General features: G+C 72.9%; 15 protein-coding genes. 4 read left to right on the top strand and 11 right to left on the bottom strand.

Annotation, left to right across the window (positions count from 1 at the left end; translation table 11 throughout):
• Positions 1-45: 45 nt before the first annotated feature.
• Both ACPFP2_RS10820 and ACPFP2_RS10815 read left to right on the top strand, forming a co-directional pair.
• Positions 46-471, top strand: coding sequence for a pyridoxamine 5'-phosphate oxidase family protein (locus tag ACPFP2_RS10820; RefSeq protein ID WP_424088641.1), 426 nt, complete (start codon positions 46-48; stop codon positions 469-471).
• Positions 472-781: 310 nt separating this feature from the next.
• Complete coding sequence (locus ACPFP2_RS10815) at positions 782-1,423, top strand: C39 family peptidase (RefSeq protein WP_424088541.1); 642 nt, start codon at positions 782-784, stop codon at positions 1,421-1,423.
• A gap of 67 nt (positions 1,424-1,490) precedes the next feature.
• Here ACPFP2_RS10815 and ACPFP2_RS10810 read toward each other — a convergent pair whose 3' ends face one another.
• The 7 genes from ACPFP2_RS10810 to ACPFP2_RS10780 form a co-directional block, all read right to left on the bottom strand.
• Entirely contained in the window at positions 1,491-2,651 is a 1,161-nt protein-coding gene (locus tag ACPFP2_RS10810) for a M20/M25/M40 family metallo-hydrolase (RefSeq protein ID WP_424088539.1), read from the bottom strand.
• Complete coding sequence (locus ACPFP2_RS10805) at positions 2,651-3,445, bottom strand: amino acid ABC transporter ATP-binding protein (protein ID WP_424088537.1); 795 nt, start codon at positions 3,443-3,445, stop codon at positions 2,651-2,653. Before ACPFP2_RS10805 ends, ACPFP2_RS10810 begins: the two co-directional genes overlap by 1 nt.
• A complete protein-coding gene (locus tag ACPFP2_RS10800; RefSeq protein ID WP_424088535.1) occupies positions 3,442-4,296 on the bottom strand; it encodes an amino acid ABC transporter permease in 855 nt (284 codons plus the stop codon). The genes ACPFP2_RS10805 and ACPFP2_RS10800 overlap by 4 nt, the downstream gene beginning before the upstream one ends.
• A 116-nt stretch (positions 4,297-4,412) precedes the next feature.
• Positions 4,413-5,357, bottom strand: a complete 945-nt coding sequence (locus ACPFP2_RS10795; protein ID WP_424088533.1) for a transporter substrate-binding domain-containing protein — start codon at positions 5,355-5,357, stop codon at positions 4,413-4,415.
• Between the two features lie 91 nt (positions 5,358-5,448).
• Positions 5,449-6,333 (bottom strand): MurR/RpiR family transcriptional regulator, encoded by an 885-nt coding sequence (locus tag ACPFP2_RS10790; RefSeq protein WP_424088532.1) that lies wholly within the window; start codon positions 6,331-6,333, stop codon positions 5,449-5,451.
• Between the two features lie 64 nt (positions 6,334-6,397).
• Positions 6,398-7,828 (bottom strand): hypothetical protein, encoded by a 1,431-nt coding sequence (locus ACPFP2_RS10785; protein WP_424088530.1) that lies wholly within the window; start codon positions 7,826-7,828, stop codon positions 6,398-6,400.
• Positions 7,829-7,992: 164 nt separating this feature from the next.
• Entirely contained in the window at positions 7,993-9,252 is a 1,260-nt protein-coding gene (locus ACPFP2_RS10780) for a cyanophycinase (RefSeq protein ID WP_424088528.1), read from the bottom strand.
• A gap of 209 nt (positions 9,253-9,461) precedes the next feature.
• On the opposite strand from ACPFP2_RS10780, the gene ACPFP2_RS10775 reads away from it, so the two are divergent.
• On the top strand, positions 9,462-10,064 hold the full coding sequence (locus ACPFP2_RS10775; RefSeq protein ID WP_424088526.1) for a hemerythrin domain-containing protein: 603 nt from the start codon (positions 9,462-9,464) through the stop codon (positions 10,062-10,064).
• A gap of 62 nt (positions 10,065-10,126) precedes the next feature.
• On the opposite strand, the gene ACPFP2_RS10770 is transcribed toward ACPFP2_RS10775, so the two are convergent.
• The 3 genes from ACPFP2_RS10770 to ACPFP2_RS10760 all read right to left on the bottom strand — a co-directional run bounded on the left by ACPFP2_RS10770 (position 10,127) and on the right by ACPFP2_RS10760 (position 11,935).
• Complete coding sequence (locus tag ACPFP2_RS10770) at positions 10,127-10,363, bottom strand: ferredoxin (RefSeq protein WP_424088524.1); 237 nt, start codon at positions 10,361-10,363, stop codon at positions 10,127-10,129.
• Positions 10,360-11,568, bottom strand: a complete 1,209-nt coding sequence (locus ACPFP2_RS10765) for a cytochrome P450 (protein ID WP_424088522.1) — start codon at positions 11,566-11,568, stop codon at positions 10,360-10,362. The genes ACPFP2_RS10770 and ACPFP2_RS10765 overlap by 4 nt, the downstream gene beginning before the upstream one ends.
• A 184-nt stretch (positions 11,569-11,752) precedes the next feature.
• The gene (locus ACPFP2_RS10760; protein ID WP_424088519.1) at positions 11,753-11,935 is read right to left on the bottom strand and encodes an antitoxin; all 183 of its coding nucleotides are present in this window, start codon (positions 11,933-11,935) and stop codon (positions 11,753-11,755) included.
• Positions 11,936-12,102: 167 nt separating this feature from the next.
• Here ACPFP2_RS10760 and ACPFP2_RS10755 point away from each other — a divergent pair, with 167 nt between their 5' ends.
• The gene (locus tag ACPFP2_RS10755) at positions 12,103-13,224 is read left to right on the top strand and encodes an AI-2E family transporter (RefSeq protein ID WP_424088517.1); all 1,122 of its coding nucleotides are present in this window, start codon (positions 12,103-12,105) and stop codon (positions 13,222-13,224) included.
• 181 nt (positions 13,225-13,405) lie between these two features.
• Here ACPFP2_RS10755 and ACPFP2_RS10750 read toward each other — a convergent pair whose 3' ends face one another.
• Positions 13,406-14,062 (bottom strand): dienelactone hydrolase family protein, encoded by a 657-nt coding sequence (locus ACPFP2_RS10750; RefSeq protein ID WP_424088515.1) that lies wholly within the window; start codon positions 14,060-14,062, stop codon positions 13,406-13,408.
• Positions 14,063-14,158 lie beyond the last annotated feature (96 nt).

The following is a 14,158-nucleotide window of genomic DNA, read 5'->3' as shown; positions in this document are numbered from 1 at the left end:
GCGGCGGGGCCGGTGGGCACCGGCGGCGGGGAGACGGGGGACGACATGGCAGGCGGTCATCGGCTGGACCCGCACGACGTGCGGGTGGTCGCCTTCTGCCGGGAGCGGCACCTGGCCACGCTGACCACGCTGCGCGCGGACGGCACCCCGCACGTGGTCCCGGTCGGGGCCACCTTCGACCCGGACACCGGGATCGCCCGGGTGATCACCTCGGGCGGCTCCGCGAAGGCCCGGCAGGTGGCCGCCGCCGGCCCGGAGGGCACCCCGGTGGCGGTGTGTCACGTCGACGGCCGGTGGTGGCTCACCATCGAGGGACGGGCGGTGCTGCGCACCGATCCGGAGTCGGTGGCCGAGGCGGAACGCCGCTACGCCGAGCGCTACCGGCAGCCCCGGCCGAATCCCGAGCGGGTCGTCATCGAGATCGCCGTGACGCGCCTGATGGGCAGTCTGCCCCCGGTGTCCGGTTCCTGACCGCCTGACCCAACGCCGCCCGATCCCGCGCCCGCCGTACGGCGTTCGTGCCCTGGCGTCCGGTCGCGGACGGTGACCGGTGCCACCCGCCCGGCGGAATCACCGCCCACCCCCGGTCGTTACACCCTGCGTACGACCGAGCAGCACGGCGGACGGGCCGCGACGGCCCGGGGCCACCGGTCGTCACCTCCGGCGGTGAGTGGAGGGCCGAGAGCCCCGCCGCCGTGTCCCCTGAGAATCCGAGCGCCCTGAAGGTGCTGCGTGCGCGTCCGGAGTGACGCGGGCGTCAACCCCCGAACGGAGCTTCGACATGAACATCAGCATCCGCAACGGCATGCTCTCCGTCGCCGGCCTGGTCATGGCGGGTGGCGCCATCGCCGGCCCCGCGATGGCCGCGCAGGCCACGCCGGCCGAGAAGGCGGCCGCGTCGGTCGTGTCCGAGAAGGGCAAGGGCGCGCGCAAGGCCGGCTACGAGTACGAGGCGCAGCCGAACTTCTACTACTGCGGCCCGGCGTCGACGCGGATCGCGCTGTCGGCCGACGGCAAGGCGGTCAGCCAGGACGAGCTGGCCGACAAGCTGGGCACCACCGTCAACGGCACCGACTCGGCGATCGACATCACCCGGGTGCTGAACGAGTACACCGGCGGCAAGTACAAGACCACCGAGATCAGCAGTGACGAGGCCTCGAAGGAGCAGGTCGAGCGGCTGCGGGCCGACGTGAAGGCCGCGGTGGACGCCGGTGAGCCGGTCGTCGCCAACATCCTCGGCGGCGCGGTCGACGTCGACGGCAAGGAGCACAGCTACCCCGGTCACTACCTGACCGTGGTCGAGTACAAGGACGACGGCAACACGGTGAAGATCTCCGACCCGGCCGCTCCGGACGCCCCGGAGTACTGGATGGACGTCACCGAGCTGGCCAACTGGATCGCGGGCCGCGGTTACAGCTCCTGATCCACGTGTGACCGACGAGGGCCGGTCTCCCCGAACGGGGAGACCGGCCCTCGCGTCGTTCCCCGGATCAGCGGCGGGCCACCTCGTCGATCAGGCCGGCGAGCAGCGCCACCCGGGGGACCACCGAGTCCAGGTCCAGCCACTCGGTCGGGCTGTGGTCGTCCCCGCCGACCGGGCCGAGCCCGTCGAGCACCGTCGCGCCCGCCTCGGCGAGCAGGTTGGCGTCGGCGCAGCCGCCGGTGGCGGTGTGCGAGACCGGCACCCCGAGCCCCGCGCCGACCTTGCCGGCCAGCTCGGTCAGCCAACGGTCCTCGGGGCCGGGCTCCCACGGCGGGGTGGGCGCGTGCACGGCCAGCTCGGCGCGTACCCCGGTGACGGCCGGCTCCGCGACCAGCCGGCGGATCTCGGCGAGCGCGGCGGCGTACTCGGCGGTCCGCCAGGCCCGCAGGTCGACCAGCATCCGGGCCCGGTCGGCGACCACGTTGGGCCGACCGCCGGCCTCCAGCACCCCGACGTTGACGGTGACCCCGGACCAGCGCCCGTTGAGCGCGTCCAGCGCGACGGTGAGCCGGGCGGCGGCGAGCAGCGCGTTCGCCCCGCGCTCCGGTTCGATGCCGGCGTGCGCGGCCCGGCCGCGCAGGGTGATCTCCAGGTCCGCGACGCCCTTGCGCGCCGACACCAGGTCGCCGTTGTCGCGGGCGCACTCCAGGCAGAGGGCCACGTCGGCCTCGGATCCGAGGGTACGCAGCAGCGGGCGGCTGCCCGGGGAACCGATCTCCTCGTCCGGGGTGCACACCAGCACCAGCTCGGCGTACTCCTCGCGGCCCAGCGCGGCCAGCACCTCGACGGCGGCGAGCCCGGCGAGCAGGCCGCCCTTGTCGTCGCTGACCCCAGGCCCGTACGCCCGCCCGTCGTGCATCCGCAGTGGCCGGGCGGCGGCCGTCCCGGGTGGGAAGACGGTGTCCAGGTGACCGGCGAGCAGGATGCGTCGTCGGCCCCGCCCACGCCGGCGGGCGACCAGCACGTCGCCGAGGGGCGCTCCGGCCGGGTCTGCGACCGCCTCCCGCTCGACCGCCATGCCGGCCGCCAGGCACCAGGTCTGCACCAGGTCGGCGGCCTCCCGCAGCCCCGGCGCCTGGCCCGAGCCGGTGTCCACGGCCACCAGTCGGGCCAGCCGTTCGTGGTACGCCCCGAGCCGGTCGCCGGCCGCGGTGAGCAGGGCATCCATCAGAGCACCTTGTCCAGGAAGGCGCGGGTGCGCTCGTGCTTCGGGTCGCCGAGCACCTGGGCCGGGGTGCCGGACTCGACGACCACTCCCCCGTCGAGGAAGGCGACGTTGTCGGCGACCTCGCGGGCGAAGCCCATCTCGTGGGTCACCACCACCATGGTCATGCCGTCGGCGGCGAGCCCTTTCATCACGTCGAGCACGTCGCCGACCAGTTCCGGGTCGAGCGCCGAGGTGGGCTCGTCGAAGAGCATCAGCTTCGGGTGCATGGCGAGCGCCCGGGCGATCGCCACCCGCTGCTGCTGGCCGCCGGAGAGCTGGCCCGGGTAGTTGCCGGCCTTGTCGGCCAGGCCGACCCGCTCCAGCAGCCGTGACGCCTCGGCCCTCGCCCGCTCCCTCGGGGTGCCGAGCACCCGCACCGGGGCCTCGATGACGTTGGCGAGGGCGGTGAGGTGCGGGAAGAGGTTGAAGCGCTGGAAGACCATGCCGATGTCCCGGCGGCGGCGGGCCACCTCGCGGGCCTTCAGCTCGTACAGCCTGTCGCCGTGCCGGCGGTACCCGACGAGGTCCCCGTCGACCCAGAGCTGGCCGCCGTCGATCCGTTCCAGGTGGTTGATGCAGCGCAGGAAGGTGGACTTGCCGGAGCCGGAGGGGCCGAGCAGGCAGGTCACCTCGCCGGGGGCGACGGTCAGGTCGATGCCCTTGAGCACCTCGACCGGGCCGTACCGCTTGGTCACGCCCTCGGCCCGCACCATGGGCCGGGTCGCGGTCCTCGTCGTCGCGTCGGTCACCGTCATCGGACGCCTCCCCGGGCGAAGCCGCGGCCGAAGCGCCGCTCGATCAGCCACTGGCCGGCCGACAGCAGGCTGACCAGGGCGAGGTACCAGATGGCGGCCACCACCAGCAGCGGGATGACCTTGTAGTTGTTCTGGTAGACGGTCTGCACGGCGGTCATCAGGTCCCGGCCGGCGATGATCGACACCAGGGCGGTGGACTTCAGCATGGTGATGGTCTCGTTGCCCATCGGCGGGATGATGACCCGCATCGCCTGGGGCAGCACCACCCGGCGCAGGGTGAGCGCCGGGCTCATCCCGAGCGCGGCGGCGGCCTCGGTCTGCCCGGCGTCGACGGCGAGGATGCCGCCGCGGATCACCTCGGCGGCGTACGCCATCTCGTTGAGCGACAGGGCGAGGACGGCGGCGACCGTGCCGGTCACCACGACGCTGGTCGGCTTGTCGAACAGGACGGTGCCGGTGAACGGCACGGTCAGGGTGAGCCGCGGGATCAGCGCCCCGAGGAAGCCGAAGAAGATGATCTGGACCAGCAGCGGGGTGCCCCGGAAGACCCAGATGAAGGCCCAGGAGACGCCGCGCAGCACCGGGTTGGCCGACAGCCGCATCACGGCGAGCACCACCCCGCCGACGGTGCCGAGCACCATCGCCAACAGGGTCAGCCAGAGCGTGGTGACCACGCCGTCGAGGACGTAGTCCTTGAACAGGTACTCCCGGACCGTGCCGGGTTCGAGGTTGGGGCTGTCCAGCAGCGCCCGGACGAAGAGGACGGTCAGCCCGACCACGAGCAGCGCGGTCAGCCAGCGCCCGTAGTGGCGTACGGGCACGACCCGTACGGTCTCGGTGTCGCTCGTCATTGCGGTGCCTCCTGCGGCGGAAGTGCGGCGGTCGCCGGACGCCTCTCCGGGCCCGCCCTCACGGAGTCGGAGGGCGTCCGGCGACCGCGGTCTGGAGGGGGTGGTGGTCCGCCGGGTCAGTCGATGGCCTGGTCGATGGTGGCCTTCTCGACGGCGATCGGGGTCTGCTTCCACTGCGCGAGGATCTTGCCGTAGGTGCCGTCGTCGATCAGGCTCTGCACGGCCGCCCGGTACGCCTCGGCCAACTCCTTGTTCGCCTTCAGGAAGCCGAAGCCGTTCGGGCTGGCCAGCCAGCCGTTGGGGGCGGACGGGTCGGCCACCAGCTCGGCCTTGCCGGCGAGCGTGGCGGCGGTGTCCACCAGGTTGACCCGGGTGGCGGCGACCACCTCGACGTTGCCGGCGATCAGCGCCTGCACCGCCTGCGGGTTCTCCGGGTACTCCTTGACCTCGATCGCCTTGCCGGCGCAGCTGTCCTTGGCGTACGTGGCGAGGTTCTTCGCCTGGTTGCTGGCCTTCTGCACGGCGACGGTCCGGCCGCAGAGGTCGGCGACGGTCCGCACGCCGGCCGGGTTGCCGGTGCGGACCAGGAAGCCGGTGCCGGAGGCGGAGTAGTCGACGAAGGTGGCGACCTGCTGGCGTTCCTTCTTGTCGGTGATGCCCCCGGCGATGGCGTCGTACTTGCCGGCCTGCAACCCGGGGACGAGGCCGTCGAACGGCTGCTGGCTGAAGGTGGCCTTCAGGCCCAGCCGGGCGCTGGCGGCCTGGAAGAGGTCGAAGTCGAGGCCCTTGAACTCGTCGTTCTTCCCCTCGACCTTGAAGTCGATGAACGGCTGGTACGGGGCGTTGGTCGCCACGGTGATCGTGCCCCGGGCGCGCACGTCGGCCGGGACCTTCCCGGCCAGCGCGGTGTCGGTGGTGACCGCGCCGACGCCGTCGATGGTGACGGAGACCGGCGTGACGTCACCGCCGCCCGACTCGGAGGTGGTGGTGCCGCCGCAGGCGGCGGTGGCGAACAGGAGGGCCGTGGTCGCGCCGACCAGGGCGAAGTGGCGGATGCGCATGAGGTGTCCTTCCGGGGGCCAGAACGAACCAGCCCCCGGACTGTAACGCACGTTACGGTTTCGGCGGGGTTACGATTTTCTGTAACGAACCTCAGGCGCTCCCGTAGGTCTGCTGCGCCGCCTCCATCGCCTTGAGCCGGGTGCCGGCGACCGGCCCGAGACGGTCGATCACGGCCGCCACCAGGGTCTCCACCAGGGCCAACGCGGGCACGAAGCTGTCGTACGGCGAGGGCGACTCGACCCGGCTGGGCAGCACCACCTCGGCCAGTCCCGCCACCGGCGAGAGCCACCGGTCGGTGAACAGCACGACCTTCGCGCCCCGCGCCGTGACCTCCCGGGCCAGCGCGAGCGTCGGCTCCTCGTACCGGCGGAAGTCGAAGAGCGCGAACAGGTCCCGCCGGCCCACGTCGACCAGCATGTCGGTGCGCTCCACCGGGGTCGCCGGGAGCAGCCGGCTGCCACCGCGTACCTGCATCAGGTGCAGCACCAGGTAGTGCGCGAGCAGCCCCGAGAAGCGGCCGCCGGCCGCGGTGACCCGCAACTGCTGGTCGGCGAAGAGGCGCACCGCGGCGTCCAACTCACCCTGGGGCAGCTCGGCCAGCGTGCCGGCCACCGCCTCGGGCAGGGTCGCGGCGGCGCGGGGCAGCGCGCCCTCCGGTGGCGACCCGGTGCGCTCCGCCGCCCGGTACGCCGACAGCGGGGAGGTCTCCCGCTCGGCCAGTTCGTCGCGTAACGCCCGCTGGAACTCCGGGTACCCGCCGAAGCCGAGCCGGGCCAGGAAGCGCAGCACGGTGGGGGCGCTGACCTCGGCCCGCTCGGCGAGCGCGGCGACGGTGCCCAGACCGGCCGAGGGGTACGCGGCGAGCAGCGTCCGGGCCACCCGTCGCTCAGCCGGACTGCACTCACCGAGCCGCTGCCGGATCAGCGCCGCGACTCCCACGCCGTGCGGCTCATCGACAAGATCGGGGTTCGACACGCGCTGAGCGTAGCCGGGCGCGGAGCGGGACCGAGCCCGCTCCGCGCCCGCCGGGGGGTGCGAGTCAGGACTTGGTGAGGGTGCAGGTGTAGTCGGCGGTGCCGGAGCCGGAGTACGCCTCCACGTCCAGGTAGTACGTGCCGGTGCCGGAGGTGTTGCGGGTGAGGCTGGCCGACTCGTCGACGCCCGCCCCGTCGTTCACCGAGCGGGTCACCGTGCTGCCGCCCGAGTCGAGCAGGTAGATGTCGGCGTCGTACGCCGTCGGCACCGCGCAGGCCACCGTCAGCTTCTGCTTGCTGTTGAGGGTGAGCGCGAAGTAGTCCCGGTCGCTGCTGCTCTTCATGTCGCCGGTGACGGTGAGCGGGTAGGTGTTGCCGGAGACGTCGTTCGCGGCGCTGCGGGAGTCGTTCGGCTCCACCTCGGTGAAGCTGCCGCCACCGGGCGGGGGCGGTGGGGGCGTCGTGCAGTCGGTGACCGGGGTGCCGCTGTAGAGGTTGCTGCTCGGGATGCCGGCGTTCACGCTCTTCAGGTAGTAGCCGCAGGTCGGCCGGTTGGCGAAGTCGTACGTCTGGCCGTTGGTCAGCTTCCAGATCTTGAAGTTGGCGTAGGTGAGCGGCTGACCGGCCACCGCCACCTCCGGCTGGTGGTCGCCGAGCACGACGTACGCGCTGCCGCCGCTGAGCGTGGCGAGGCCGTTGCGGTCGAGGTAGAGCGAGGAGTCGCGGTCCACCCCGACGCCCCACGCCTTACCGCCGCTGGTGCGACCGTCCTTGATCGCCCGGGCCACGAAGGCCATCGTGCGCCCCATCCGGTCCCGCTCGACGAAGTGCGAGTCGTTGACCGTGTCGGCGTAGTGCGGCCAGCGGAACATGCCGGTGGTGAAGGTCAGCGAGCGGTGGTACGGGTCGTCGAGGGCGGTCGCCGAGGTGGTGCTGGCGGCGCAGGCGTCGTACACGATGTCGCTGTTGACGTGGTGCCCGGCGCTGCCGCCGCCGACCCCGCCGCCCTTGGCCACCACGGACTCGACGGACGCCTCCAGCGCGGTGCCCTTCCAGGCCACGTAGTTGCACTGGTTGCCGCCGGCGAAGTAGACGAACTCGGCGTTGCGGATGTCGGTGTTGACCTGCGCGTCGTTGCCGTCCCGGGCGGCGGTCAGGGTGAGCGTGGTGCAGGAGTTCACCCCGGCCAGGTCGGTGATCACGTCGCACTCCGGGGTGGTGGTGCCGGAGGCGGCGATCACCACCACGTCGATCGCGCCGGTGCCGCCCCGGATCGCGTCGATCGCCCGGGTCATGGTGGCGGTGACGATGCCGCCCGAACCGTTCATCGTGTACGCCGGACCGGACCAGGCGGCCCGGGACACGTCGGTGGCGCTGCCCTGCCGGATCCGGGTGACCTGGGCGTGGGCGGCGGTGACCCCGACCGGGGCCAGGGTGGTCAGGACGGCGGCGGCGGCCACCACCGACAGGCGGCGGCGGTTGCGGAAGGGGGACATGGGCACCTCCGAGGGGCCACGGATCGATGAAACAGAAGTTACATCTATTAAGTTCACTGCTCAAGACGTAACTTCTGTTACAGCGCGATGACGATCGGCGGCGGTGTCATCCGTCCACATTGGTGACGGGCCGCCCCGGTCCGGGGACCGGGGCGGCCCACCGGTCAGGCCGGGCGGATGCCGATCACCGCGCCGACGAAGGAGGTCGTCTCCCCGACCCGGTAGCCGGCGAAGCCGCGCCCACGGGTCACCTCGGCCGCGAACTGCGGGTCCTTCTCGTAGGAGGTGCCGGAGGTCGAGGCGCAGCCGGCCCGGTCGACCAACCCTTCGGCGAGCCCGACCAGGGCGTAGTCGTAGAACACGTCGTCCGACGGCGGCACCGTGCACGGGCCGGCGGCCGGGACGACCCGCTCCTTGCCCGCCGCGACCACCGGCTGCCAGCGCTCGGCCCGGTAGCGGTCACCCTCGGTCAACCGACTCCACCGCACCCCCTCGATGCCCCAGACACCGTCCGTGCTGGTCAAGGACGCCCGGCGCAGGTCGAGAACGCTCACCCCGCGCTGGCCGAGCACCCGCAGCGACCGGTGCCGGCCACCGACCCCGGTCACCTCCAGCGCGGTGTTCTCGTCCAGCCCGAACACCCGGTCGTGCCCGGTGTCGGAGGCGAGCCGGATCGAACGCGCCTCCCGCCCCCGGCGGGAGAAGTGGGTGTCCAGCAGACCCTCGGTGAAGAAGCCGAAGCCCCCCTTGGGCAGGTACCCGAGCACGCCCGGGTCGTCGAAGTAACCCGGCTTCGCGCCGTCCCGTAGGCCCGGCTCGGTAGAGCCGCCCGTGATCATGTCGCGGCCGGCCATGATCTGGGCGCCCGCGCTGGTGCCGGCGACCACCGCGCCGCCGCGCAATTTCCTGCGTACGGCCGCCAGGGCGGCCGAGTCCCGCTGCGCCTCGCCCCGGGTCATCGTCGTGACGTAGCGGTACTGGTCGCCGCCGCCGAAGAAGAAGCCGGTCATCGATTCGATCTGCCGGACCACGGCCGGGTCGTCCGCAGCGGCCGGACGGTCCAGGTCGATCGGGATCCACTGTGCGTCGGCCGCGCCGTACTTCTCGAACAGGGCCGCGTAGTAGTCGCCGTTGCAGACGCTGTTGTTGCAGTCCGGGGTGCCGGCGTCGGGATCCTCCGACGGCACCGGGGCGGCGGCGGTGAAGATGCCGATCCGGGCCCGGCCGGGGCCGCCGGCCAGCCGGACGATGTCGCCGTAGATGGTCGCGTTGTCGTCGGCGAGAGCACCGCCGACGAGCACCAGGCTGCCGCCGGTGCGGTGGTGGGACGGGGCTGCCGAGGCAGGGACGGCGACCGTCGGCACGCTCAGCACGACCGCCGCGCCCGCGCTGACCCCGAGGGTCAACAGGCGGTTCAAGGGCATGACTGCTCCTCACTGGAGACCGTGAGGGCGGGCCGAGCAGAAGCGTACGGCAGGGCGACGGTGCCGACAACGGTGCGCACGACCCGTTCGCCCCGGCCGCCGGGGCGACGACGTCACCGACGCCGGATCCGGTGACGGTGGGTTCGGTCCCCCACCTCGGGGTAGAGCCTCGGCAGAGCCGAACCGTCCGCACCGGTAGGAGGCACGACATGAGCCATCACGAGACCACGCATCAGGACGTCGTCGACGTTCTGATGGCCGACCACCGCGAGGTCGAGGCGATCTTCGTCGAGCTGGAGACCCGGCAGGGCACCCCGGAGCGCCGCCGGCAGCTGGCCGACGTGGTCATCGCCGAACTGGTCCGCCACTCCGTCGCCGAGGAGGCGTACGTCTACCCGGCCGCCCGCAAGGCGCTGCCGGACGGCGACCAGATCGCCGACCACGAGATCACCGAGCACGCCGACGCCGAGCGGACCATGAAGGAGCTGGAGTCGCTGGACCCCTCCGACGCTCGCTTCGACGAGCTGCTGGCCCACCTCACCAGCACGATCCGCCACCACGTCCAGGAGGAGGAGTCGGACCTGTTCCCCCGCCTGCGAGCCGCGGTCGCGCAGGAGGAACTGGTCGAGCTGGCCGGCAAGGTGCAGGCCGCGAAGAAGTCCGCGCCGACCCGACCGCACCCGACCGCGCCGGACCACCCGCCGGCGAACAAGCTGCTCGCCCCCGGCACCGGCCTGGTGGACCGGATGCGCGACGCGCTCAGCGGCCGCCCGACCTCGATGCGGGAGCTGCGCGAGAAGCAGCAGCACTGACCCGCGCCGGCACGGACGGCCACGCCCCGGCTCACCCGGGACGTGGCCGTCCGTGGTCCGGGTCACGGCTCCGGCGCGATCCGGCTGCCCTCCACATCGGACACGATGATCGCCTCCATCGGGCAGGACTCGGCGGCGTCCAACACCTCGTCCGCCGGGTCGACCTGTTCCTTCAGCGGCCGGGACAGCCCACCCACCAGCGCGAAGTGCCCGGGTGCGGCGCCCGCGCAGATCCCCGACCCGATGCACCGGGTCGAGTCCACGAACACCCGCCAGCCGCCCGGATCCTCCCCGCTCACCACTGCACCGGCATGGCGGTCAGGCCGCGGACCAGCAGGCCGCTCTTCCAGGTCAGCTCCGACACCGGCACCGCGAGGCGCAGCCCCGGGGTACGCCGCAGCAGCGTCTCCAGCACCACCTGGAGTTCCATCCGGGCGAGCTGCGCGCCGATGCAGTGGTGCACGCCGTGTCCGAAGCCGAGGTGCGGGTTGGCCTCGCGGGCCAGGTCCAGCCGGTCGGAATCGGCGAAGACCTGCTCGTCCCGGTTGGCCGAGTGCAGCGAGACGACCACCGGCTCACCCGCCCGGACCAGCACCCCGCCCAGCTCGACGTCCTCGGTGGCGTACCGGGGGAAGGCGGCGGTCGCGCCGAGCGGGATGAACCGCATCAGCTCCTCCACCGCCCTCGGCACCAGGGTCGGATCGGCGCGCAGCCGCTCCCAGCCGCCCTCCTCGGTCAGCAGGACGTACACCATGTTGGGGATCTGGGTGACGGTGGTCTCGTGACCGGCGGCGAGCAGTCCGGCGGCGAGCCGGATCACCTCGTCCTCGGTGAGCCGGTCGGCGTTCTCGTCCCGCGCCCGGACCATCGCGCCGATCAGGTCGTCGGTGGGCGTCTCCCGCCGCTGCGCGATCAGCCCCGCCATGTAGCCGAGCAGCTGGTCGATGTAGCTCTCGGCGGTCTCCGGGCTCAGCGAGGTGGTCGAGACGATCGCCTCCGACCAGGCGTGGAAGCGGTCCTGATCGGACACGGGCACGCCGAGCAGGTCGCAGATCACCCGGATCGGCAGCGGGGTGGCCAGGTGGGCGACCAGGTCGGCGGGCGGCCCCGCGGCGAGCATCCCGTCGATCAGCTCGTCGGCGACCGCCGTGGTACGCGGGCGCAGCTCCTCCACCCGGCGGGCGGTGAACGCCTTGGCCACCAACCGGCGCAACCGGGTGTGCTCCGGCGGGTCCATCGCGAGGATGCCCTCGTCGGCCTGGCGGGGGGTGTTGCGGGGCTGGTCCCGGCCGACGGAGGCGGCCCGGCTGAACCGCGGGTCCGCCAGCACCGTCCGCACGTCGGCGTACCGGGTGGCGAGCCAGGCCGGTTCGCCGAAGGGCATCCGGATCCGGGTCAACGGCTCCTCGCGGCGCAGCAGGGCGTACCGGGGGTCGACGTCGAGGCGATGGGGGTCACTGAACGGGTAGCGCTGCGGGATCGTGGCCTGGGATGTGTCGGTCACCGGGGTGGCTCCCTCTCGTCGGCGGCGCGCCGCGCCGGGCGGACCGGTCCGGACACGACTCGACAGCGAGTCATGTCCCGACTGCGGATGGTAGCGAGAGTGGTCGATGCTGACCAGACCACCGACCCCCGGACACAGCGCTGCCGGGCCACCTCACGGGTGACCCGGCAGCGGACGTACGAGGTCAGCGCCCCTGGTCGCCCTCACCGGTACGCGCCTGCGCCATGTCGACGCCCTTGTCGATCTGCTCGTCGTGCTTGCCGCCGGTACGACGGTCGGCGTAGTCGCCGCCCTTCTCCAGGCCCTGGTCGACCTGCTTGTCGTGCTTGTCGGCGAAGTCCTTGGCCTTGTCCATGAAGTCACTCACGGGCGTCCTCCTCATCTCGTCACGTATCTGCCTTCCCTCGGGTCGGTGGCGCAAACACCGACGCTCGAGGTCGCGCCGCCCTCTCGCCCGGATTCGCCCACCCGGCGTGACGGGTGTCGCTACGGTCACCGTCGGGTATCGACCCGGCGACACCAAGGAGGGCCGACGTGGTCGAGAACGGTGACGGGCGTACGCCCGAGGTGAGCGCGGCGGGTGCCCGGCCGGAGCCGCGACAGGCGTGGGCGGCGCTGCCCTGGCTGGTCCGCAGCGCCGTGGTGTGGAGCGCCTGCCTGGTGGTCGTGGTGGCGGGGCTCTACCTGCTGGGCAAGGTGGCGGTGCTGCTCGCGCCGCTGGCCATCGCCCTGGCGGTGACGCTCTTCCTGACCGCGCTGCTCGACCCGGTACGGTCGGGCCTGCGTCGGCTGCGGGTGCCGGCGGCACTGGCCGCGCTGCTCACCCTCCTGCTGCTGCTCGGCATCCTGGTCGGCGTCGGCGTGCTGGTGTGGAACCTGACCGCCGCGCAGTTCGAAGAGCTGAGCCAGGAGCTCGGCAAGGGCCTTCAGCGCAGCCGCGACTTCGTCACCACCACGCTGCCGATCAGCGACGCCCAACTGGACAAGCTCATCCAGCAGGTGCGCTCCGGCTTCGGCGGCAGCTTCGACCCGGTCGGCGGGGCCCGGACGGCCGCCGAGGTGGCCGGCTCCACACTGCTCGCCCTGGTGCTGCTGTTCTTCCTGCTCAAGGACGGCCGCACCATGTGGCGCTGGGTGCTGCGCCGGCTGACCGGCCCGAACCACGAGGTGACCGCCGAGGCGGGGCGGGCCGGCTGGCACACGCTCGGCGCGTACAGCCGGGGCACGATGATCATCGCGGCGATCGACGCGATCGGCATCGGACTGGCCCTGGTGGTGCTCCGGGTGCCGCTGGCCCTGCCGCTGGCCCTGATCACGTTCCTCGGTGGCTTCGTGCCGATCATCGGGGCGACGGTGGCCGGGACGATCGCCGTGCTGGTGGCGCTGGCCGCGAAGGGCCCGGCCACGGCGCTGCTGGTCCTGGCCGCGGTGATCGCCGTACAGCAGATCGAGGGCAACCTGCTGGAACCGCTGGTCATGAAGCGGCAGGTCCAGCTGCACCCCGCGGTGATCCTGGTGGTGGTCACCGCCGGCACGCTGATCGCCGGCATCGCCGGCGCCTTCGTCTCGGTGCCGATCGCCGCGGTCACCTACCGGGTGGTCGACACCGTCCAACGCCACCGCGAACGCCGCGCCACCACCCCACCCCCCGCCTAACCCCCCCGCCCCTGGGGGCGCAGTTTCAGAGAAAGAGTGGCCATTCCGCGTGGAATGGCCACTCTTTCTCTGAAACTGCACGTCGGACGGGCAGGTGGCGCGCAGTTGCGCGCCAGGTGTCCCGGGGAGGGGAGGGGAGGGGGATGCGGGGCGGCGGCATGGGACGGGGCTGCGGGTGGGATCAGGCGGGGAGGGTGTGGTGGGTGGTGAACCAGTCGCCGGCCGCGTCGGCGACCTGTTCCAGGGTGCCGGGCTCCTCGAAGAGGTGCGTGGCGCCGGGCACGATCCGCAGCTCGTGCGGGGCGGTCAGCGCGGCGGCGGCCTGCTCGTTCAGGGTGATCACCTGCTCGTCGAGGCCGCCGACCAGCATCAGCGTGGGCGCGCGTACCGCCGACAGGGCCGACCCGGCCAGGTCCGGACGGCCGCCCCGGGAGACCACCGCAGCCACCCGCTCGGGACGGGCCGCCGCTGCGACCAGCGCCGCCGCCGCGCCGGTGCTCGCGCCGAAGAGGCCCACCGGCAGCCGTCCCAGCGACGGCTCGGCGCCGAGCCAGTCGACGATCCCGGCGAGCCGCTCGGCGAGCATGCCGATGTCGAACCGCAGCTCGGCGGTGACCGCGTCGACCTCGTCCTCCTCGGGGGTGAGCAGGTCCACCAGGACGGTGGCCGACCCGCGGCGCTGGAGCGTCCGGGCCACCGCCACGTTGCGCGGGCTGTGCCGGGAGCTGCCGCTGCCGTGGGCGAAGAGCACCACCCCCGTGGCGTCGTCCGGTCCGTCGATGTCGGCCGGCAGACCGGCCGCGCCGACCGGGATGGTCACCTGCCCGCGAGTAGCCATGCCGTGCCTCCACTCCGTCCGCTGTCCCACCACCTGGTGACGGGCCCGCCACCCGGGTGACGGCCCGCTGCGGTTACCCGCCGGGGCGGCGCGTTA

The organism is Micromonospora citrea (assembly GCF_049629545.1).
Classification (GTDB): Bacteria; Actinomycetota; Actinomycetes; order Mycobacteriales; family Micromonosporaceae; genus Micromonospora; species Micromonospora citrea_A.
Note: the sequence above shows the minus strand (reverse complement) of the source record. Positions and strands in the feature narration are given on the sequence as shown.